Genomic DNA, 19,809 nt, shown 5'->3' on the forward strand with positions numbered 1-19,809 from the left:
GCCGGGCAGAACAGCGGGAAGACAGCCCAGCAGGGCGTCAGTCAGTGGCAGAGCCACGACCACCGGGACCTGAGTATCAGCATCAATGTCAGTGGCTGCGTCTAGCGTCGTGTGCGTGGTCGACACGTGGCGTGTCCACCACGGAGGGGAGAGCCATGTACCGGCAGGGAGACGTGCTGATCGTGCCCGTCGCGGAGAGCGCGGTGCCCGACCACGTGAAGGACGCGGAGGGGGAGCCGCGAGACGCGCGGGGGCGGATGGTCCTGGCGCTCGGCGAGGTCACCGGGCACGCCCACGCCGTCCCGGGGCCTGGCCGACTGGTCGCCGAGCCGGGCCCCTTCGGCCCCCTGGTGCTCGAACTGCCCTCGGGAGGCCGGGTGGTGCACGAGGAGCACGCCCCGATCCCGCTGCCGAAGGGCTGGTACCGGGTGGTGCGTCAGCGGGAGTACACGCCGGGCGCGTACCGGATCGTCGCGGACTGACCCGGCGGCGCGGACCGAGAAGTCGTCGCGAAGCAACAGCCGCGCAGGAACAAGGGGGAGAGATGAACGGGACAACGACGGCGGTGGACAGGTGGCGGGCCGTCGCGGCAGCCACCGGGGCGGCGGACCGAGCGGCGGCCGAGGCCGGGGTACGGCTCGCGTACCGCACGGCCGGCCTCGCCGCCCCGGAGCGGATCGTCTGGGCGGACTCGCCCCGGGAGGCCGTCGCGCTCGTGCGCGAACTGGCCGACGCCGGGCGCTCGGTGCGCGACGAGGTCCGGACGCGGCCCTGGGCGGAGGAGCGCCGCCGGATCCATGACGCGCTCGGCCCTCGTGGCTGGACCGCGCTGTGGACCAGCACCGGCGCCCGGCTCTGGGAGGCGTCGCGGACGCTCGCCGATCGCATCCGGTCCGCCGTCGTGGACGATCTCGCCGGGACGTCCGTCGACGCCGCGGCCGTGCGCCTGGTTCTGCTCGACGCGGTCCTCGGACAGCAGGACGCGGCCTGGCTCGCCGCCTTCGACGGCCGGGGCGAACGGCTTGCCGGGCTCGCCGCGGTAGCCGCGCACGCGGGCTGGTGGTGGCCGTACGAGAGGGTCGCCGTGGTGTGCGAGCGGCCGGTGGAGCTGCACCGGGACGAGGCAGGGCGCCTGGACCGGGGCGACGGTCCCGCGCTCGCCTTCCGCGACGGCTTCGCGCTGTACGCCTGGCGGGGCATGTCGGTGCCGGCGGAGTTCCTCGCCGGACTGGGCGGGCTCACTCCCGAGCGGATACGGGCCGAGGAGAACGCCGAACTGCGGCGCGTGATGCTCGAGTACTACGGCTACGAGCGCTACCTCGCGGAGTCGGTGGCCCGCCCCGTGGGCCGGGACGAGGCGGGTGTCCTCTGGCGCATCGAGCTCGTGGACGACGAGGACGTGGTCATGGTCGAGGTGGTCAACGCGACCCCGGAGCCGGACGGCTCGTTCCGTACCTACTGGCTGCGCGTGCCGCCCGGGACGAGGACCGCGCGCGAGGGCGTCGCGTGGACCTTCGGGCTTGGCACGACGGCGTACGAACCGGTGGTGCAGACCTGACGACGCGACAGACCTGAGCGGGTGACCGGACAGGAGTGGCGCGCGGGCGGGGGCGGTGGAGGGTGTTGGGATGGGCGGCGCCGGGGCTGTCCGGCAACCACCGCCGAAGGGACCGCCCGTGACGACCGGTCATCACCCTCGCTTCCGCACCCCTGTCCGCACCCGTCTCCTCCGCCGCGCGACGGCCGCCGGTTTCGTGCTCGGCGCGCTCGCGCTCGCCGGTGTCGCGCCCGCGCTCGCGGCGGCCCCCGTGGCCGGCCCCGCCGCGGCGACCGTCGGAGCTCCCGCTCCGGCGACCCTCACCGTGACCGGGACCGGGCGGGCCGGTGCCGCGCCCGACATCGCGGTGATCTCGGTCGCGGTCGAGGCGCGGGCCAAGACCGGTGAGGAGGCGATGGCGGCCCAGAGCCGTGCGGCGGAGGCGCTGTTCGCCGCGCTGCGGAAGCAGTCCGTCGCGGACCGGGACATCCGTACCGAGAGCATCGCCCTGTTCCCGGTCTACACCCAGGCCAGCAACGGGGAGAGCAGGGTCTCCGGCTACCAGGCCTCGCAGAGTGTCTCCGCGACGGTCCGGGACGTCGACAGGACGGGCCAGGTCGTCGGGGCCGTGACCAAGGCGACCGGGGACGCGGGCCGGGTGGACGGGGTGACCTTCGACGTCGCCGATCCGGCCGCGCTGCGGTCCAGGGCCCGCGAACTCGCCCACAAGGACGCCCACGACAAGGCCGCCCAGCACGCCCGGCTGAGCGGCCACCGGCTCGGCCGGCTGGTGTCGCTCACCGAGACGGACAGCGGCCGCCCCGCAGCCGGGGCCATCCCCGAGGCGTCCGCCGACGCCTCGGGAGTCCCACTGGCCCCCGGCGAGATCGAGGAACAGGTGACGGTCACGGCCGTGTACGAGCTGCTCTGAGCGCGCTGGGGCGGGCCGCCGCAGGCCGACGACGGGCCGGGCCACGCCGATGGCCTGCTGTCCGGTTCGCCGGGGCGGGGACGGGTCGGGGACGGGGACGACCGTCCGTCCCGAGGGCCGTGCGCCACCGGCGGGTGGCTGTGCTGCGTACGGGTGGCTGCCCGTCCCGGCGAGCGGGCGACGGCGGGCGACGGCGGGCCTGGCTACACCGACGACCTGTGGCCCGGACTGTCGGGTGCGGGCGCACGGTCGACCGTTTCGTCGAGGGAGGGCAGGCCGAGTTCCCTGGCCAGGGCGGCGTCGGCCCACTCCAGCATCGCGGCGCGGGAGAGCGATCCGGCGTACGACGTCATCTGCACGGCGAGCCCGTCCAGGAAGGCGGTCAGTCGCCAGGCCGCGGCGGCCGGGTCGGGGCACGGGAACTCTCCGGCTGCCGCGCCCTCGCCGATCACCCGGGTCAGGGTCGCCTTCCACTGCTGGTCGAGCGCCCCGGCGACCTCGCGCAGCGCCGGTTCGCGCAGGCACGCCGCCCAGCCCTCGATCCAGAGCCGCCACCCCTTGGCCTGCCCGGTCGGGGCGTACCACCGCACGGCCGCCCGTAGCCGGCGCAGGGCGCTGGTGCGCCGCTCCAGGAGCCGGCGCAGATGGGCGAGATCGGCCTCGGCGGCGTACGCGAACGCCTCGGCGACGAGCTTCTCCTTCGTCGAGAAGTGGTAGAGCACGAGCGCGTTGCTGACCCCGAGGGCCGACGCGACATCGGCGATCCGGACGGCGGCCACGCCTCGCGCCTCGATCTGCTCGACGGCAGCGCGGAGCAGCTCATCACGCCGCTCCGCCACGCTCAACCGCACTCTCGTCACGCCGGTCAGCCTACACACGCGCACCCCCCGACCATGATCCTCTTCTCTGCCTGCCAGGCGGCCGCATGAGGGGCCCGACGCTCAGTACCAGCCGTACCGCTCCGCGATCTCCGGCAGCCGCTCCTCGACCAGCGCGTGCGCCGCGGCGCGCGGGGTGGTGCCGTCCGCCTCCGCGCGGTCGAGCATCCGGCCGACCAGGGCGCGCATGGCCGTGCGGATGTGCGCGAACGCGCCATCCGCGTCTGCGTCGATGTCGCCGAAGAGGGTCCACCACCACCAGGCGTTGGTGGCGGAATTGACGACCACGTCGGGCAGGACGGTGACTCCGCGCGCCGCGAGCAGCACCTCCGCCTGCGGCAGGACGGGCATGTTGGCCGCCTCGACGATCCAGCGGGCCCGGATCCGCTCCACCGCCTGGCCGTCGATCGCGTACGACACGGCAGCCGGGACCAGGACCTCGGCGTCGACCGCGAGCCAGGCGTCACCGGGACGCTCCGAGTCACCCGGCCGCAGGGCGCTCCGGTCCACGGTCCCGTACGGGTCGCGTGCCGCGAGCAGGGCTTCGACATCCAGGCCGTCGGGGTTGGCGATCGTGCCCTTCACGTCGGCGACCGCCACGACGGCGAGTCCGGATCGGGACAGGAAGCGCGCGGTGGCCCCGCCCATGGTCCCGAAGCCCTGCACGCAGACGCGGGTGCCCGCGTACGGCCGGCCGGCCCGGTCCAGGGCCACGAGGACCGATTCCGCGACCCCGCAGCCGCCCACCAGCGCGTCGAGGCCGATGCCCTCCACCTCGACCTCGAAGGCGTCGGCGAGTCTCCGCCGGGCCCGCGTCTCGTCGTCCAGGAGCGGATAGACGGCCTGGATCGAGGAGACGAGCCCGGCCTCGGCCGCGGCCCGGTCGACCAGGTCCTGGGTCAGGCCGAGGTCCTCGCCGGTGGTCCAGCAGCGTTCGATGTAGGGGCGCATCGCCCGCAGGTACCGGACCAGGACGCCGTACGCCTCGGGCGAGCGCGGATCGCAGTCGATGCCGCCCTTGGCGCCGCCCAGCGGAACGTACCGGCCGTTCGGGTCGTAGTGCAGGGCCTCCTTCATGCTCATGCCCCGCGCCAGACCGGCCACCTCCTCCAGGGTGCAGCCCTCACGCATCCGCAGGCCCCCGCTGGCCACACCGCGAACCAGCCGGTCGACCACCAGATGACCCCGCCGTCCGGTGACGTGGTCCGACCAGGTGACGGAGAGCAGAGGAGTGGTGCTCATGGGCGTTCTCCCGGGCTGGAGCGAGTGCACTACTGAACCGTGGTTCAGTATGAAGCACGCGGCCCGGCCGGGAGCGTCGCAGGCCGCTCATAATGGAACGACCCCCGACCATCAGGAGGACCCGTGACCGGTACCGGCTCCGACCATCCGCTGCGGGCCAGGCTGCGCGCCCTGCGGCCCGAGGCCTTCGGCGCCGACCCGGCCGGGGAGCGCCTCGCGCGCATCCGCCGCTCGCCGAACTTCGCGAACGGTGTCTTCCGGAATCCCGTGGCCGCGCGGATCAGACCCAGCGGGTCGACGATCGAGTTCGCGAAGATCTACTTCGACAAGGAGGCGCGGACGCACCGTGCTCCCTCCGGCGCGATCCCCGTCCACGCCACCACGCTGGCCGACCTCGCCCAGCCCCCGGTCTCGGGCCTCCGCATCACCTGGATGGGGCACTCCAGCGTCCTCGCGGAGATCGACGGCCGCCGGGTCCTCTTCGACCCCGTCTGGGGCGACCGCTGCTCGCCCTTCGCCTTCGCCGGACCGAAGCGCCTGCACCCCGTGCCGGTGCCGATCGCCGCGTTGGGCCCGGTCGACGTCGTCGTGATCTCCCACGACCACTACGACCACCTCGACCTGCCCACGATCAAGGCGCTCGCCTCCACGGACACCGTCTTCGCGGTGCCGCTCGGGGTCGGCGCCCACCTGGAACGCTGGGGCGTGCCGGCCTCGCGCCTGCGTGAGCTGGACTGGAACGAGTCCACCGAGGTCGGCGACCTGCTGCTGACCGCGACGCCCGCCCGTCACTTCTGCGGCCGCGGCCTGCGCAACACCCAGCACACCCTCTGGGCGTCCTGGGTCGTCGCGGGCCCCGAGCACCGCGTCTACCACAGCGGCGACACCGGATACTTCCCCGGCTTCGCGGAGATCGGCGCCGCGCACGGCCCCTTCGACGCGACGATGATCCAGATCGGCGCGTACAGCGAGTACTGGCCGGACATCCACATGACCCCGGCCGAGGGCGTCCAGGCCCACCTCGACCTCCAGGGCGGCCAGGCGCACGGCGTGCTCCTGCCGATCCACTGGGCCACCTTCAACCTGGCCCCGCACGCGTGGGCGGAGCCGGGGGAGTGGACGGAGTACGAGGCCGAGGAGACCGGCCAGGCTGTGGCGTTCCCCCGTCCCGGCGCGCCGTTCGAGCCAGAGGGGAAGCTGCCGGCCGAGCCTTGGTGGCGCGCTGTGGCGCATCCGACCGCGCAACCGTGGCGTCGCCCCCGGCCTGCTGAGGGCGTCGCCGAGCCGCGCAGCGACGATCTCGACCTCGCGGGCGAGAGGTGACGTCGGCCGGGGACGACTTCGCCGAGGTCGCGCGGATGCTGGAGCGTCTGGCGTCCGCAGGGCTCGACTGAGTGCTGCGGGCTTCGGACGGGGCGCCCGCAGGGAGGCGAGGCGTACGCCGGTCATCCGCCTCTGGAGGACGATGCGGCTCCCGGAACCCCGGCTCGGGAGAGCGGTGGGCCCGCGTACGGCCAGGGCGAGGGCGTCGCGCAGGTGGTGAGAACGTTGCTGCCGTGCCGGTCGCAGGACTGGGATGGCGGCTTCCCGGGCCCCGGCTATGGTGGTCGGAGGGGGCCGCGACTGCAGGTGAGCGAGGTCTCGATGAGCGGATCGTCCACTCCTCGCAGCGCTGAGGGCTCCATGGGGCAGGGCTACGCACGGCATTCGCGGGTCCAGCACCGCGCCGGCGACTACGGGATGCCCTTGTTGCACCGGGCTCTGGACGTGGTCGCTCTGCCGGAGGACGGCACGGCCTTTCGGGTGGCGGACCTCGGTGTGGCAGCCGGGACCAACTCCCTGGACCCGATGCGTGCCGTGGTGGAGGGGATCCGCGTGCGTACCGGCGAGGACACCCCCGTGGCGGTGGTCCACACCGATATCCCCGCGAACGACTTCAATGCCATGTTCGCCACGATCATGGACTCGCCCGGCTCCTACGCCCACCTGCCGCAGGTCTTCGCCCAGGCCGAGGCGCGGTCCTTCTATGAGCCCCTTTTCCCGCCCGGGGACCTGCACCTGGTCTGGAGCGCGATCGCGGTGCACTGGCTCTCCCGGGTTCCCGAACCCGTCCCTGACCACGTCTTCTCCTCACGGGCCACCGGTGGCGTACGCCGGGCCCTGAAGGAGCAGTCCCGGTCCGACTGGGAGGCGTTCCTCACCCACCGGGCCCGGGAGCTGCGCTCCGGCGGGCAGCTCGTCGTCCTGGGCGGGGCGGCGGCCGACGACGGTTCGAGCGGGGCCGAAGGCCTGATGGACACGGCCGGGGCCGTACTGGCCGACCTGACCCGCGAGGGCCTGATCACGTCGGTCGAGTACGCGGGCATGACGATTCCGACCTGGAACCGGACCAGGGAGGAGTTCCTCGCTCCGCTCAGGGATGGGCCGCTCGCAGAGCTCCTGCGGGTCGAGGAACACGACCTCGTGGTGCTGCCCGACATCCTCCTCGGACACCTCCGGGAGACAGGGGACGTCCAGGGCTACGCCGAACAGGTGACGGCGTTCTTCCAGGCGGCGTTCCAGCCCTCCTTGTTCAGCGCGCTGGATCCCGGCCGTGGCGGCAGCGACGTCGACGCCCTCGCGGACGCGTTCGCCGCCGGGATGCGGGCCCGCGTCGCCGCCGACCCGGAGGCGGTCGAAACCCACTGGCATGTCGTACCCCTGCGCATCGCACGCGTGTGACCGGCCCGGACGCGACAGGTGAGGCGTGGCATGACGGAGGGCCCGGCCCGGCCGCCCGGCCCGAAGCGGCGCAGGGCGCTGGCCGTCCTGCTCCTGGCGGCGTTCATGGGCATCCTCGACGTGCTGATCGTCAACGTCGCCGCCCCGTCCATCCAGCGTGACCTGCACGCGAGTTTCGACGACATCCAGGCGGTGATCAGCGGATACGTCCTGGCGTACGCCGTGGCGCTGACCACGGGGGCGCGGCTGGGCGACTCCTACGGCCAGAAGCGTGTCTTCCTCCTCGGTGTGCTGGGGTTCACGGCGTTCTCCGCAGGGTGCGCGGCGGCACCGTCGGCCGGAGTGCTCATCGCCCTGCGCCTCGGCCAGGGGCTGGCGGCAGCCCTCATGCTGCCGCAGGTGCTCGCGCTGATCCAAGTGATCTTCCCGGAACGGGAACGGGCCCGGCCGCTCGCGTTGTACGGGGCGACGCTGGGCCTGGGGGCGGTCCTCGGGCAGATCGTCGGCGGCGCTCTGATCCGACTGGACGTCCTCGGTCTGGGATGGCGCTCGGTGTTCCTGGTCAACGTGCCGGTCGGGCTCACCGTGGCGGCCTGCGTACCCGCCACGCTCCAGAAGCGCAGGCTCGCCGGGCGGCACCCCCTGGACATTCCGGGCCTGCTGCTGACCGCGGTCGCCATGACGCTCCTGATCTTCCCGCTCATCCGGGGCAGCGCCGACGGCTGGCCCGTCTGGGTCTGGCCGGCCTTCGCCGGGTCGGGCCTGGCCCTGGTCGCCCTGTGGTACGCCGAGCGGCGGCGGGAGATCGCGGGCGGCGGCCCTCTGGTCCCGCCGTCGCTCTTCCGCAGACCCGGGTTCCGGACCGGGCTGGCCATCGCCCTGGTCTTCTACAGCGGCAACTACGGGCTGTTCCTGCTGCTGGCGTACGTGTTCCAGGACGGCCTGCACCTGTCGCCGCTCGCCTCCGGCATCGGGTTTCTGCCACTGGGCGTCGGGTTCGCCGCCGCGTCACTGGCCAGCCGCCGGCTTACCGCACGGTACGGCAGCCGGGTCCTCCTCGTCGGCGCGGGGACGATGGTGGTCGGCTACGTCGTGCTCATCGCGACGCTGTTGCCCGGCCCGCTCTCCTCCGGACCTCTCGCGGTGCTCACCATGGCGCCCGCGCTGGTGGTGTCCGGGGTCGGGCAGGGGTTCGTCTCGGCGCCGCTCATCGGGGTCGTCCTGGCAACCGTCCGCCGCGAGGACGCCGGGGCCGGTTCCGGAATGGTGCTGACCACGAACCAGCTCGCCAGTTCTCTCGGGGTCGCCGTGCTCGGCGCGCTCTTCGTCGCCCTGCTCGGCGCCGATCCGCAGGACACGGGGGCACGGCTGGACGAGCGGGACTTCACCGCGGCTCTCAGGGGCTGCTCCTGGCTGCTGCTTGCCCTGGCGGTGGCCGTGGGCCTTCTGGCCCGGCGTCTGCCTCCTGGGGACCAGGCCCGCCACCCCGCGTCGGGCGACGCGGAAGGGCCCCCTGGCCACCCGGGCCGCAGGTGAGCCGCGGGTGAGCCGCGGGTGAGCCGCGGGTGAACCGGGGTGAACCGGGGTGGGCCCGGGACGGGAACGGCCGACGCGGGGAACGCGCGCGTCACGCGGTCGGCGGTCGTCGGGATGCCGGACGGGCCGCGTATCCCCCCATGCCTCCCAGGACACCCGCCGCCGCGACCAGCAGAGCCACGGTGATGCTCACCCGCAACAGCAGCGTGCCGATGGCCGCGCCGGTCAGCACCGCCACCAGACCCGCGGCCCGATAGCGCTGGGACAGGTCACCCGCCCCGCCGCCCAGAGCCGAGTGCCGGATCCAGGTGATGAGGGTTCCGGTGACGAGGGTGGTGTTGAGGACGGCCCCGAGCCGCCACATGGTCGCGCTGCGTACCCCCATCGCCAGCGCGGTCGAGGCGATCACCGCGTAGTGCCGCGGAGACGGCTCTCCCGTGACGGACGGCAGGCCGAGCGCGACCAGCGCCCCCACCACGAGCAGGGTCGCCGCGATGAGGGCCGAGGTGAAGATCCACCGCCGGCGCCTGGCCTGCAAGCGCACTCCCAGGCGGTTCCCCGCGGCGGCGCCGACCACGAACGAGGCGAGCGCCGTCGACGACCCGAGGGGTGTCAGACCCTCGCCCCCGGCAAGCGCGAAGCCGAGGAAGAGGATGTTGCCGGTCATGAAGGCCGTGAAGACCTGCCCGAGGCCGAGGAAGGCCACCGCGTCGACGACGCCCGTGACCGCGGTCAGCAGGACAAGCACCTTGGGCAGTGGATCGGGATGAGCGGGTACGGGCACGGGCACGCCTTCCTGTCGCCGACGAGAGGGCGGGACGGCCGGTCCGGCCGGCGCCCGGCGACCGTTCCCGCTCCGCCGCCGAACGGGTCCCGCCGCCCATTACAGCCCCAGCCCGGTCACACGGCACGCCGGGGAAGGGGCCGGGAGCGGGCCGGGCTCGGTCGGCCTGGCAGGGACGCAACGCGTCCCGTGACTCACCGGTCGGCGGAGTCGTCGGTGGACATGTCGCAGTCGCGGGCGTCGGTGAGTGAGGTCCTGCGGCCCCCGGTCGGCTCCTCCGTGCGCCTACGAAGGGGGCGAAGGCGGGCGGTAGCGCTCCAGGTTGGTGCGGACCCGGTCGAGGTACGGCCGGATGCGCTGGAGCTCGGTGCCCTGTCGTTGCACTCGCCAGGTCGAGATGCGGTAGCCCGCGGCGAGGTTGAGGGCCGGGTCGCCTGGAACGCCTTCGAGTTCGGGGGCTATGGCGCAGAGCATCCTGCCCACGGCGGGGATGGAGTCCTCGGGGCTGAAGGGCGGCGTGGGGATGGTCTTCTGCTGGGTGGGCGGCAGGTAGTAGCGAAGAACGCGGGGTGTCCAGCGGGCGATGCCGTACTCGTCCCTGGCCGGGTCGCTCAGCACGGGATCGAACCCGCTCTCCGCTTCCAGCACGGCGGCCACCAGGGCGGGCGTGACCTGAGGGATGTCACACATGGTCCCGGCCTCGATGATCAGGTGCCGGTAGCGCTGCGGGATGTCCGTGTCGGTCCGCAACCACCGTCCGTGGTCCTGCAGCCGGACGCCCGCCACGGGGTCGGGCACGTCGCGCGTCCGGTCTGCCGCCGGGGCGCCCTCGGGTGATACGGAGTCGCCGGACAGGAGCGCGCCGAGCGTCATGACGGCCGTCACGAAGGCCGCGGCGAGGCCCTTGAGCCGGCGCGGCAGCCACCACTGTGACGCCCTCGAACCGCGTGCCGGGGCCTTGGTGCTGGGCGCCGAATCGGCCGGCGTGGCCGAAGAGGCTGATGGGGGCGGTTGGGCCGCAGAGGCCGGCGGGGCCTCCATCGGTGGCGCCGGAGGACTCGTGGACAGGTCGTGCGCGTGGATCCGGCGCCGCTCCCACTCCGCCGGATCGCCGCCGCACGCGCTCACGAAAGCCTCCAGTACAGCGGCGCTGGGCAGGCGTTGGCCGGCGGCCGCGGCGGCCAGGGTGGAGGCCGAGTAGTGGGTCCGTGCGGCGAGTCGCCGGTAAGGCGGGCTGCCCGCCCGGCGTCTCAGATCGCGTAACTCATGAGCGAATCGGGCCACGGGGCCCTGCTGCGGGTCCAGTGGCTGTTCCTGGCGTCCCACCTCTGATTCCTTCCTGTCCTCGGAGTGTCCGTTCACCGGCGTACCGCGGTCCGCCGATGTGGAAATGCCATTGTCCGGGGATTGTCCGGGATCTGTCCGACGGGGTCGGAGGGCCGGGACATGGGGCGCGATCCCGCGTTTGAATGTGCGCGGCGCACGGCGGAGACGGTCCACGGCCACACCACCCCACTCCGCGGCCCTGAGTCCGCCTAGAAAGGGAGCCAGGTGAGCAGACGACCGGCTGCCGGTGTCGGAACCCGCCTGCTCCGGGGTACGGGCCACCGCCCATGCGGAGGCGAACGGAGCATGACCAAGGGCTCGGCCGCGACACGCATCACCGGGAGTTCCGCGGCCTGCCGGCCACATCGGGCCGCGGTCACGGGTGGTACGAGGAGCCCGGCAGCCACGAGCTGCGTGTGCCGCTGTTCCGCCGTGACCTCGACGGCGTCGCCGGCCGGCTCCGCAACGCGTCAACGCCTCGGTGCCACCGGCACGAGGACTCATAGATCGTCCACAGGAAGGCGTCATGCGTTCACCTCTCATACGTGCCCTGCGTCTCTTAGCGGCACCGTTCATCGCCCTGCTCATGCTCGCCACCGGAGCCGTCGTCACGGCGCAGGCAGCCGAGACGACCGACGGTGACACCTGGACGTTCACCACGGCCAACGGGCGGCGTCTCGACGTCCAGAACGGCAACACCCACGCCGGTGTGTTCATCGTCGCCAACAACACCCCCGGCTATCACCAGGAGTGGAGGCTGATCCCGCTCGGCCACGGCGAGTTCCGGATCGCCAACGCCTTCACGGGCAAGTGCGTGCAGCAGACGTGGCCCCTGTCGCAGCAGGACTGCGGCAAGGCCGAGCAGGCATGGCACTTCCGGCCGGTCGCCGGCCAACCGAACACGTTCTCGCTGGTTCGCAGCAACAACGCCGCCTGCCTCGACATCGCTCAGGGCGCCACGTACCCGGACGCCTGGACCCAGGTCTGGAACTGCAACAACAGCACGGCGCAGCAGTGGACCGTCCCGGCGTCGAAGCAGCCGGAGGCGATGAAGCTCGCCACCGAGTTCTACTCGCACCTGTGCTCGACCAACACCTCCACCTGCTCCTGGAAGCAGACCTCCGAGGGGGAGCCCAGGGCCCTGCCGCTCGAAAAGGCGTCCTCGGTCTGGTACAACGACACCTCCGAGAAGGTCACCCAGGTCTTCACGACGATCTACCGCAGCGGATGGTCGCAGAGCTTCTCCGCGGGCGTCTCGACCTCCCTGGGCGTCTCCGTCCCCCTGCAGACCATGATCAGCTCTCAGCTGACGTCGACCACCACCTACCAGGTGGACGAGGCCGAGATCAACGGCGTGCTCGTCACGGTCCCGCCGAAGAACTACGGCTGGGTCGACTTCGCGGCCATCGCCAAGGACGTCACCGGTATCTGGACCTTCGACAAGGGCGGCTTCCCCTGGACGACCGAGGGCGCCGTCACGGTCCCGGTCGTCAACTCCTCGGCCGGATCGACCATGTACATCGCCCACACCGGAGCTACCCCTCCCGGCAGCGACCCGGCCGGCACGGAGGCCGAGCCCCAGACGTACGAGAAGACGGTCACCACGACCCTGAGGATTCCCGACGGCTACCGCGCCGCCGCCGAGAACGACAAGCTCCTGGTGGTCGATGCCGACGGCGTGGCCCACGCCGCGATCATGCCCGGAGCCATGCGGGACGCCACCGGTAGGACCCAGCCGGTCCACCTCCGCGTCGAGGGCACCACGCTGACCCAGACCATCGGCGACGGCAACGGCACGATCACGGGCACCATGACCGCGCCCAGCTTCTCCGTCGGCAGGAAGACCTCTTCCACCGCGAAGACGTCCCTCGCCGGCATCGAGGAGGCGTCCTTCGCCCCGACCGGCCTCGGGAGTACCGCCGAAGGGCCGGAACACAAGGAGTGGCATGACTGCATGCGCAAGGAGATGAACAAGGCGGTTGTCGGCGGTGCTATCGGCGGTGTCTTCGCCGGCGGTCCGGCCGGTGCCGCTGCCGGACTGCTCGGAGGCGCGTTCAGCGGCTACTTCATCGGCAAGATCCAGTGCGGGCCTGAGCCCGACGTCAGCTCGTAAGCCGCAGGTGTTCCCCGCCTGATACGCCCGTCCACGCGGGCGGCGCGCCCTCGCCGGGCTCCAAGCCCTTCCTCGCGGAAGGGGCCGGCGGGGGCTCCTCCCGGTCCGGTCCGGTCACCCGGCCCGGGGCAGCACCGGTGTCGGTGCGCTGCGGCATCATGACGGCCGTGAACACCGAGATACTGAGAGACGTCTGGCAGCGGCTTCTCGCCGACCCCCGCAAGTCGTGGGTGCTGTTCGAGCACGGCACGTGTGTCGTGTTGCCCGCCCCGGACGGAGAGCCGGCCGAACAGGCCACCGAGATCCTGAAGCAGTTCGGCCCGGCGCGCGCCGGATCCTCCGCAGGGGACTTCGGGGTGATCGACCCTGAGGACGTCGAGGGATGGGTCGTCACCGGGCACCACGACGACGTCCTGACCTATGTCGGCCCTGATGAGCCTCAGGACCAGTCGCACATCGCCGTCGGGCTGCTCGGACGTTCCAAGCGTCACCGGGACGGTACCGAACTGCGCATCGTCCACGTCGAGGACCGGCGTGACCCTGCGGGTCCTGCGGGTCCTGCGTAAGGAAGGGCTGTCGTGAGCCGTCGATGAGTCCAGGGCTCCCGATCCATCGGCGGCCTGCTATCGGGACTGATCGCAGTGCACCGGGCTTCAGCCCGGTGGTGAAGCGATTCTCAGAACTGCTCTGACGCGCAGGTCACAGCGGACGATTCTGCTGCTCGATGTACTGACGGACTATCGACAGCGGAGCCCCGCCGGCCGATCCGGCGAAGTACGAGCCGGACCACAGCCGTTGCGCCCGCCAGTAGTGCCGGACCAGTTCCGGGTACTCCTGGCGGAGCCTGCGTGAGCTGACGCCTTTCAAGCTGTTGACCAGCTTGGACGGGGCGACCTTCGGCGGGAAGTTCACGAGTAGGTGGACGTGGTTGTTCTCGCCGTTGAACTCCACCAGCTCGCACTCGAAGTCGGCGCAGGCGGCGCGCATTATTTCCTCCATGCGCTTGAGATGGGCGTCGGTGAAGGCCTTGTGCCGGTACTCGTCACGAAAACCAAGTGGGCGTGCAGGACGAAAGTGCAGTGCCTGCCGGTGCCGATGTTCTGATAGTCAGCCATAAACCAACTGCAGTACGATCACGCTCATGCAGCTCAGGTACTCCTTCCGGATGTACCCGAACGGTCCTCAGCGTTCCGCGCTGGCCAGGGCGTTCGGGTGCTCGCGGGTGGTCTATAACGATGCGCTCCGCGCTCGTGAGGCCGCCCGCACGGAAGGGCTGCCGTTCGTGACTTCGGCCGAGTTGTCGAAGCAGGTCACGGCCGCGAAGAAGACCGAGGAACGGGCCTGGCTGAGCGAGGTCTCGGCGGTCGTGCTCCAGCAGTCCCTTCGGGATCTGGACACCGCCTACCGGAACTTCTTCGACTCCTTGAAGGGCAAGCGCCCGCGTATGGGTGCACCCCGGTTCAAGTCCCGCAAGGACAACCGGCAGGCCGTCAGGTTCACCGCCAACGCCCGGTGGAAGATCACGACCGGCGGTGACCTGTCGTTGCCGAAGATCGGCGACGTGCGGGTCAAGTGGTCCCGCACACTTCCCTCCACTCCGTCCACGGTGACGTGATCAAGGACGTCGCAGGGCGGTACTTCTGTTCGTTCGTGGTCGAGACCGGCACGGACGAGACGCTGCCCGAGGTGACGCCCGAGGTGGGTATCGACCTGGGGCTGACGCACTTTGCGATCCTCTCCGACGGCACGAAGATCGCATCCCCGCGCTTCCTGCGTCGGGCGGAGAAGAAGCTGAAGCGGGAACAGCGCCGTCTGTCCCGTAAGGCCAGGGGTTCCAGCAACAGGACGAAGGCCCGGCTGAAGGTTGCCCGTGCTCACGCGCGGGTGGCCGACGCACGGAGCGAGTTTCATCACCAGCTCTCCACGAAGCTGATCCACGAGAACCAAGCGGTCGCAGTGGAAGACCTGGCGGTCAAGGGACTCGCTCGTACGCGCCTGGCCAAGTCCGTGCATGACGCCGGATGGTCGTCGTTCCTCACGGTGCTGGAGTACAAGGCCGCCCGGTACGGGCGCACCCTCGTACGCATCGGGCGCTTCGAGCCCACGTCTCAGGTGTGCTCGCAGTGCGGGGTCAAGGACGGCCCCAAGCCTCTGAGCGTGCGCGTCCGGCAGTGCCGGGCGTGCCACGCCTGGCTGGACCGTGACATCAACGCGGCGGTCAACGTCGCCAAGGCCGCCGGACTGGCGGTGTCAGCCTGTCGAGCGCGGTAAGACCGGGACCTGTCCCGGCACAGCGCGAAGAAGCAGGAACCCACCGAGACGGTCAGCCGACCGTGGTAGGAATCCCCTCCCTTTAAGGACGGGAGCGGAAGTCAAGACTGGAAGATCACCAGCACTTCGGCCGTCGGCCTGGCCGAAGACATGGCGGCACACCCGCCTGGCCTGGGTATGTGTCGCGCGCCACGCCTGACGGCGCTCACGCGCGTGCTGTCGATGCGAACGCGAATGCGGAAATCGGGTGATGGCTGGTCGGGGCGGCGTGTCGGGTGCTCCGTGCCGGGCGGGGGAGGGCCGACTCGAGCGCCCGTACGGGAGCGTGCAGGCAGATTCCGGTCACGGCCGGATCTCACCGAGGGTGGCGGGATGGATACGCCTCCACCCGGCCCGCCCTCCTCCGTTCCCCCGCCCCCACACGCCCTCGTCGAGTTCCGGCCACGCGTTATCGGCCTGTCGTGCGAAGGGTGATAGCAGAGTGGGTCCCCTCTCCGGGGAACTTTGTCAACTGCACACCGCACATGAACGGTTGACGTCTAGAGTGGGTGGTTGGTGATCATCGGTAGGCTCATCCGACCCACGTAGTGCACCCCCCGTAGTACGCCGACTTCTGGGCACGTACCAAGGACACTCATGTCTCAACTTCGCGCACCCGCCGCGCGGTCCGAACGCCGCGAAGGCGGACGGCACGGCCGGTCAGGCGCTCGTTCCGCTTCCGGTGCGGGGGCTCCCAACCCCGCGCGGCAATCCGCGCCGCTCCCGACGGAAGCCCGCATACGCTCCCAACTCCTGCGCACCTCCGTGCTTCCCGCCGTCGCGGTCGCACTCGGCGGCGCAGCCGCCGTCATCTTCACCATCCGCTCCACCGGAGCCGGTCCGACCCCCGGTCTCTGGGCCGCGCTGACCGGCGCGGCCGCCCTCACGGTCGCCTCCGTGACCGCGGCCGCGCTCGGCGCCGACCGGGCGGCCAAGTCCGTACTCGACCGCTGCAACGCCCTGCGCCGTTCCAGCGCCCGCGGCCAGAACGAACTGCGGACGATCGTCGAGCAGTTACGACGCGGCGAAGGCGCCCCGCCCCGCCCGGTCACCCCGCCCGCCGCCTCGTCCGGCGACGAGTTCGACCTGCTCGCCCAAGAGCTCTCCCGTTCCCACGAGGCCGCCGTGGCCGCCGTGGTGCAGGCCTCCCGGCTCTCCAGCAGCGTCGGCAACGAGCAGAAGGTCGAGGTCTTCGTCAACCTCGCCCGGCGTCTGCAGTCCCTCGTGCACCGCGAGATCCAGCTCCTGGACGAGCTGGAGAACGAGGTCGAGGACCCGGAGCTGCTCAAGGGCCTCTTCCACGTCGATCACCTGGCCACCCGCATCCGCCGCCACGCGGAGAACCTCGCCGTGCTCGGTGGCGCCATCTCCCGTCGGCAGTGGTCGAATCCGGTCACCATGACCGAAGTGCTGCGCTCCTCGATCGCCGAGGTCGAGCAGTACCCGCGCGTGAAGCTGGTGCCGCCGATCGACGGCACGCTCCGAGGCCACGCCGTGGCCGACGTCATCCACCTCCTGGCCGAACTCGTCGAGAACGCGACGCTGTTCTCCGCACCGCACACCACCGTGCTGCTGCGGGCCCAGTACGTCACCGCGGGCCTCGCCATCGAGGTCGAGGACCGCGGCCTCGGCATGCCGGTCACCGAGCAGAACAAGATGAACGCGCTCCTCGCCGACCCCGACCAGGTGAACGTGGCCCACCTGCTCCAGGACGGCCGCATCGGGCTCTTCGTCGTCTCCGCGCTCGCCCGGCGCCACGGCATCGCGGTACGCCTCCAGTCCAACATCTACGGCGGTGTCCAGGCCGTTCTCGTGCTCCCGCAGGGTCTTCTCGGCGCCGACCCCGAGGGACTCGCGCGCAGTGAGGGGCAGGCGGCCGCCGTGGCCGCGGGCCCGTCGCCCGTACAGCCTCCCCAGATGCAGCAGGTTCCTCAGCAGATCCCGCAGCCTGGACCGCAGCACGTTCCCCAGGCGCCCGCCCGCCCCGTCCACACGGCGCCCGCACCCGCCACCGCGCCCGGTCCCGTACCGGCGTCACCGGCGTCGCCCCCCTCCGCCCCCGTACCGCCTCCCGTACGTACGCCCGGGCAGTCGTTCCCGCATGCGCCCGTACGTACCCCGGCGCACGCTCCGGAGCCCGCGGCCACCGTACCGCCGCACCGGCCCCTGGCGTACACCAGCTCCGCCCCCGCCATCCCGCTCCAGCAGGCGGACGACGCCGAGCGCGCCCAGTCGGCGGGCCGCCCCCTGCTCCCCAGGCGGCGCGCCCAGGAGCACCTCGTCCCGCAGCTGCGGGACGAGCCCCTGGCCCGCCGTCCCGAGGAGCACGCCCTGCACGACCCCGGTCTGATGGCCGCCTTCCAGCGTGGCATCGGACTCGCCGAATCCCAGCCCGCACCCCACCAAGAAGCGCTGCGTCCCGATGACGCGCACAAGGAGTAGATCACCATGGCGAGCAATGTGCCGAACGGCCATTCCTCGGATCTCGACTGGCTGCTGAGCGGCCTGGTCCAGCGGGTCCCGTACACCCGGAACGCGGTACTGCTCTCCTCCGACGGCCTCGTCAGGTCGGTCCACGGCCTCGACACCGACGCCGCCGACCACATGGCCGCGCTGGCTTCCGGGCTGTACTCGCTCGGCCGCAGCGCCGGCGCGCGGTTCGGCGACGGAGGCGAGGTGCGGCAGGTGGTCGTCGAGCTCGACTCCACACTGCTGTTCGTCTCCACCGCAGGCTCCGGCACGTGTCTGGCGGTCCTCGCCGGGCGCGAGGCGGACGCCGCCGTCCTCGGCTACGAGATGGCGATGCTCGTCAAGAGCGTCCGACCGTATCTCGTCACTCCCGCCAGACAGGCTGCGGGCGCGGCGGGCATCACAAGGCAGTGAGCGTGACGTCCCCGCAGGAGGGGCCCTGGCTCGACGACGCGGCGGGCCGGCTGATCCGTCCGTACACCGTGAGCGGAGGCCGGACCCGACCGACCACCGCGCTGGACCTCCTCTCCATGGTGATGGCGACCGGCTCCTCCCCCCAACCGCATATGGGTCCAGAACACAGCCTGGCCCTCGGGTTGTGCGCCGGACCCACCTCGGTGGCGGAGATCGCGGCGCACTTACGGTTACCGGCCGTCGTCACCAAGGTCCTGCTCTCCGATCTCGTGGACTGCGGGGCGCTCACCGCCCGCGCGCCCCGCTTCCACGCCAACCCAACCGACCGTTCCCTGCTGGAGGCAGTGCTCGATGGCCTACGACAACGGCTCTGAGCGCCACGAGAGTGTCGCGGCCGACCCGTTCCCCACCGCGCTCAAGATCCTGGTGGCGGGCGGCTTCGGCGTGGGCAAGACGACCTTCGTGGGTGCGGTCAGCGAGATCGAACCGCTGAGCACCGAAGAGCTGCTGACCCAGGTCAGCGCGGCCACGGACAGCCTGGAGGGCGTGGAGTCCAAGACGACGACCACGGTCGCGATGGACTTCGGGCGCATCACGCTCGACGACAGGAACGTGCTGTATCTCTTCGGCACCCCCGGCCAGGAACGGTTCTGGTTCATGTGGGACGAACTCTCCGAAGGAGCCCTCGGAGCGGTCGTCCTCGCCGACACCCGCCGCCTGCAGGAATGCTTCTCCGCCGTCGACTTCTTCGAGCGGCGGGGCATCGGATTCGTCGTGGCGGTCAACGAGTTCGACGGTGCGTTCCGCTACGAGCCGGACGAGGTGCGGGCGGCGCTCGACCTCAACCCCGAGGTACCGGTCGTGCTCTGCGACGCCCGGATCTCCAGCGCGGGCATCCGTACCCTCCTCACTCTCGTCCAGCATCTGCTCACCACCATCCCGGCCCCCGTGCCGAGCTACGGAGCACCGTCATGACCTACGACCCGACCGGTCATCTGCTGCTGACCCCCGTCGACCAGGACGCTCCCGCCCGTGTGCGCCGGCTGCGCGAACTGGGCATCGGGGAGCGGCCGGAGCAGGCGTTCGACGAGTTCGCCCACCGGCTCGCGGAGGTGACCGGCGCCCCCTACTCGATGGTCAACTTCATCGACGAGAACCGGCAGTTCTTCGCCGGGCTGCACACCCCGGCCGGCACCCACACGGGCAGCGACCTGGGCGCGGCGGCGGCCGGAGGCGACGTCGGCCGGTACATGGCCCGCGACCACGGCTACTGCCCGCACGTGGTGGTGCGCCGCAAGGCGCTCGTGCTGGAGGACGTCTGCGACTACCCCCGGTTCGCCGGGAACCCGGTGGTGGACGAGATCGGCATCCGCTCGTACATGGGCGCGCCCCTGATCGACCGTACGGGGATAGCGCTGGGCACGATCTGTGTGGTCGACACGGACGTACGGCCGTGGGGCCGCGCCGGTCTGGAGAAGATCAAGTCGCTTGCGGCGGAGCTGGTGGAGCAGATCCACCGCCGTGAGGAAGGGCTGATCTGACCCGCTC

Annotated in this window: 17 protein-coding genes and 2 pseudogenes; 14 read left to right on the forward strand and 5 right to left on the reverse strand. The window is 71.7% G+C overall.

Annotated features, from left to right (window positions below):
- Window positions 1–155: 155 nt before the first annotated feature.
- The 3 genes from ACFUJR_RS09085 to ACFUJR_RS09095 all read left to right on the forward strand — a co-directional run bounded on the left by ACFUJR_RS09085 (window position 156) and on the right by ACFUJR_RS09095 (window position 2,468).
- On the forward strand, window positions 156–482 hold the full coding sequence (locus ACFUJR_RS09085; protein ID WP_383163600.1) for a hypothetical protein: 327 nt from the start codon (window positions 156–158) through the stop codon (window positions 480–482).
- A 62-nt stretch (window positions 483–544) separates the two neighbouring features.
- Entirely contained in the window at window positions 545–1,558 is a 1,014-nt protein-coding gene (locus ACFUJR_RS09090) for a DUF6745 domain-containing protein (protein ID WP_383163599.1), read from the forward strand.
- A gap of 118 nt (window positions 1,559–1,676) precedes the next feature.
- A complete protein-coding gene (locus ACFUJR_RS09095) occupies window positions 1,677–2,468 on the forward strand; it encodes an SIMPL domain-containing protein (protein ID WP_383163597.1) in 792 nt (263 codons plus the stop codon).
- A gap of 203 nt (window positions 2,469–2,671) precedes the next feature.
- On the opposite strand, the gene ACFUJR_RS09100 is transcribed toward ACFUJR_RS09095, so the two are convergent.
- Together ACFUJR_RS09100 and ACFUJR_RS09105 are read right to left on the reverse strand one after the other, a co-directional pair.
- Window positions 2,672–3,328 carry a TetR/AcrR family transcriptional regulator gene (locus tag ACFUJR_RS09100; protein ID WP_383163596.1) on the reverse strand — a complete coding sequence of 219 codons (657 nt, stop codon included), beginning with the start codon at window positions 3,326–3,328 and terminating at the stop codon, window positions 2,672–2,674.
- Between the two features lie 81 nt (window positions 3,329–3,409).
- Window positions 3,410–4,588: a Glu/Leu/Phe/Val dehydrogenase dimerization domain-containing protein gene (locus tag ACFUJR_RS09105; RefSeq protein ID WP_383163594.1), complete on the reverse strand. Its 1,179-nt coding sequence runs from the start codon at window positions 4,586–4,588 to the stop codon at window positions 3,410–3,412.
- A gap of 123 nt (window positions 4,589–4,711) precedes the next feature.
- On the opposite strand from ACFUJR_RS09105, the gene ACFUJR_RS09110 reads away from it, so the two are divergent.
- The 3 genes from ACFUJR_RS09110 to ACFUJR_RS09120 all read left to right on the forward strand — a co-directional run bounded on the left by ACFUJR_RS09110 (window position 4,712) and on the right by ACFUJR_RS09120 (window position 8,845).
- The gene (locus tag ACFUJR_RS09110) at window positions 4,712–5,911 is read left to right on the forward strand and encodes an MBL fold metallo-hydrolase (protein ID WP_383163592.1); all 1,200 of its coding nucleotides are present in this window, start codon (window positions 4,712–4,714) and stop codon (window positions 5,909–5,911) included.
- A gap of 321 nt (window positions 5,912–6,232) precedes the next feature.
- Complete coding sequence (locus tag ACFUJR_RS09115; protein WP_383163591.1) at window positions 6,233–7,309, forward strand: hypothetical protein; 1,077 nt, start codon at window positions 6,233–6,235, stop codon at window positions 7,307–7,309.
- A 30-nt stretch (window positions 7,310–7,339) separates the two neighbouring features.
- Window positions 7,340–8,845: an MFS transporter gene (locus ACFUJR_RS09120; RefSeq protein WP_383163589.1), complete on the forward strand. Its 1,506-nt coding sequence runs from the start codon at window positions 7,340–7,342 to the stop codon at window positions 8,843–8,845.
- Between the two features lie 91 nt (window positions 8,846–8,936).
- Here the strand turns inward: ACFUJR_RS09120 and ACFUJR_RS09125 are convergent, their stop codons facing one another.
- Both ACFUJR_RS09125 and ACFUJR_RS09130 read right to left on the reverse strand, forming a co-directional pair.
- Window positions 8,937–9,629: a YoaK family protein gene (locus ACFUJR_RS09125; protein ID WP_383163587.1), complete on the reverse strand. Its 693-nt coding sequence runs from the start codon at window positions 9,627–9,629 to the stop codon at window positions 8,937–8,939.
- Between the two features lie 285 nt (window positions 9,630–9,914).
- Window positions 9,915–10,955 carry a helix-turn-helix domain-containing protein gene (locus ACFUJR_RS09130; protein ID WP_383163585.1) on the reverse strand — a complete coding sequence of 347 codons (1,041 nt, stop codon included), beginning with the start codon at window positions 10,953–10,955 and terminating at the stop codon, window positions 9,915–9,917.
- 526 nt (window positions 10,956–11,481) lie between these two features.
- On the opposite strand from ACFUJR_RS09130, the gene ACFUJR_RS09135 reads away from it, so the two are divergent.
- Window positions 11,482–13,068 carry an RICIN domain-containing protein gene (locus ACFUJR_RS09135; protein WP_383163583.1) on the forward strand — a complete coding sequence of 529 codons (1,587 nt, stop codon included), beginning with the start codon at window positions 11,482–11,484 and terminating at the stop codon, window positions 13,066–13,068.
- Window positions 13,069–13,226: 158 nt separating this feature from the next.
- Window positions 13,227–13,634, forward strand: a complete 408-nt coding sequence (locus ACFUJR_RS09140) for a hypothetical protein (RefSeq protein WP_383163581.1) — start codon at window positions 13,227–13,229, stop codon at window positions 13,632–13,634.
- Window positions 13,635–13,767: 133 nt separating this feature from the next.
- Here ACFUJR_RS09140 and tnpA read toward each other — a convergent pair.
- Window positions 13,768–14,183 (reverse strand): annotated as a pseudogene (tnpA, locus tag ACFUJR_RS09145) (IS200/IS605 family transposase).
- A gap of 26 nt (window positions 14,184–14,209) precedes the next feature.
- Between tnpA and ACFUJR_RS09150 the strand changes: the two are divergent.
- From ACFUJR_RS09150 to ACFUJR_RS09175, 6 genes and pseudogenes are all read left to right on the forward strand, one after another.
- Window positions 14,210–15,425: pseudogene (locus ACFUJR_RS09150) on the forward strand (RNA-guided endonuclease InsQ/TnpB family protein).
- Between the two features lie 550 nt (window positions 15,426–15,975).
- A complete protein-coding gene (locus ACFUJR_RS09155) occupies window positions 15,976–17,820 on the forward strand; it encodes a sensor histidine kinase (RefSeq protein WP_383163579.1) in 1,845 nt (614 codons plus the stop codon).
- A 6-nt stretch (window positions 17,821–17,826) separates the two neighbouring features.
- Window positions 17,827–18,261 (forward strand): roadblock/LC7 domain-containing protein, encoded by a 435-nt coding sequence (locus tag ACFUJR_RS09160; protein WP_383163577.1) that lies wholly within the window; start codon window positions 17,827–17,829, stop codon window positions 18,259–18,261.
- Between the two features lie 2 nt (window positions 18,262–18,263).
- On the forward strand, window positions 18,264–18,635 hold the full coding sequence (locus tag ACFUJR_RS09165; RefSeq protein ID WP_383163576.1) for a DUF742 domain-containing protein: 372 nt from the start codon (window positions 18,264–18,266) through the stop codon (window positions 18,633–18,635).
- Entirely contained in the window at window positions 18,613–19,236 is a 624-nt protein-coding gene (locus ACFUJR_RS09170) for an ATP/GTP-binding protein (RefSeq protein ID WP_383163574.1), read from the forward strand. The genes ACFUJR_RS09165 and ACFUJR_RS09170 overlap by 23 nt, the downstream gene beginning before the upstream one ends.
- Window positions 19,233–19,802: a GAF domain-containing protein gene (locus ACFUJR_RS09175; RefSeq protein WP_383163572.1), complete on the forward strand. Its 570-nt coding sequence runs from the start codon at window positions 19,233–19,235 to the stop codon at window positions 19,800–19,802. The genes ACFUJR_RS09170 and ACFUJR_RS09175 overlap by 4 nt, the downstream gene beginning before the upstream one ends.
- The last annotated feature ends 7 nt before the right edge of the window (window positions 19,803–19,809 follow it).

Source organism: Streptomyces sp. NPDC057271, assembly GCF_042668715.1.
In the GTDB taxonomy this organism is placed as follows: domain Bacteria; phylum Actinomycetota; class Actinomycetes; order Streptomycetales; family Streptomycetaceae; genus Streptomyces.